Below are 1,481 nucleotides of genomic sequence, written 5' to 3'. Positions count from 1 at the left end.
TACCACCAGCTCAATGCGCTGCTCAATCTGTACGATGCCGACGGTCAGATCCAGTTCGACAAGGACCGTGAAGCCGCCAACCAGTACTTCCTGCAGCACGTCAACCAGAACACCGTCTACTTCCACGACCTGGAGGAGAAGATCGGCTACCTGGTCGACAACAAGTACTACGACCCGGAGGTGCTCGGCAAGTACGAGTTCGCCGACATCAAGGCGCTGTTCAAGCGCGCCTACGCCCACAAGTTCCGTTTCAAGACGTTCCTCGGTGCGTTCAAGTACTACACGTCCTACACGCTGAAGACCTTCGACGGACGACGCTACCTCGAGCGTTACGAGGACCGGGTGTGCATGGTCGCGCTGGGTCTGGCCGACGGCGACATCACCCTGGCCGGCCACCTCGTCGACGAGATCATCGGCGGACGGTTCCAGCCGGCCACGCCGACGTTTCTGAACATCGGCAAGGCCCAGCGCGGTGAGCCGGTGTCCTGCTTCCTGTTGCGCATCGAGGACAACATGGAGTCCATCGGGCGTTCGATCAACTCGGCGCTGCAGTTGTCCAAGCGTGGCGGCGGGGTGGCGCTGTTGCTGAGTAATCTGCGTGAGACCGGGGCACCGATCAAGCACATCGAGAACCAGAGCTCCGGGGTGATCCCGGTGATGAAGCTGCTGGAGGATTCCTTCTCCTACGCCAACCAGCTCGGCGCACGTCAGGGTGCCGGTGCGGTGTATCTGAACGCCCACCACCCGGACATCATGAAGTTCCTCGACACCAAGCGCGAGAACGCCGACGAGAAGATCCGGATCAAGACGCTGTCGTTGGGTGTGGTCATCCCGGACATCACCTTCGAACTCGCCAAGCGTAACGACGACATGTACCTGTTCTCGCCGTACGACGTCGAGCGCATCTACGGGCGCCCCTTCGCCGACATCTCCGTGACCGAGCACTATGAGGAGATGGTCGAGGATCCGCGGATCCGCAAGCGCAAGATCAACGCCCGCCAGTTCTTCCAGACCCTCGCCGAGATCCAGTTCGAGTCCGGGTACCCGTACATCATGTTCGAGGACACGGTGAACAGGGCGAACCCGATCGAGGGGCGTATCACCCACTCCAACCTGTGCTCGGAGATCCTGCAGGTCTCCACCCCCAGCGAGTTCAACGATGATTTGACCTACGCGCGGGTCGGGGAGGACATCTCCTGCAACCTGGGGTCGTTGAACATCGCCGCTGCGGTGGATTCGGCGGACTTCTCCCGGACCATCGCGACGGCCATCCGTGGTCTGACTGCGGTGTCGGACCAGACCGCCATCGACTCGGTGCCGTCGATCCGTGAGGGCAATGACGGCTCGCACGCGATCGGGTTGGGGCAGATGAACCTGCACGGGTTCCTCGGGCGTGAGCACATCCACTACGGGTCGGAGGAGGGGTTGGACTTCACCAACGTCTACTTCGCCGCGGTGATGTACGAATGCCTCAAGGCGTC

The 1,481-nt window shown here is 61.6% G+C and carries 1 protein-coding gene; it reads left to right on the top strand.

The window, feature by feature from the left end; genetic code table 11:
- Positions 1–1,481: class 1b ribonucleoside-diphosphate reductase subunit alpha (gene nrdE / locus FS507_RS16355; RefSeq protein ID WP_186314737.1), on the top strand; the 1,481-nt coding region annotated here is incomplete at both ends.

Origin of the sequence: Corynebacterium glyciniphilum AJ 3170, from assembly GCF_007673095.1 — a bacterium.
In the GTDB taxonomy this organism is placed as follows: Bacteria; Actinomycetota; Actinomycetes; order Mycobacteriales; family Mycobacteriaceae; genus Corynebacterium.
This window is presented reverse-complemented; position numbering and strand designations above follow the sequence as displayed.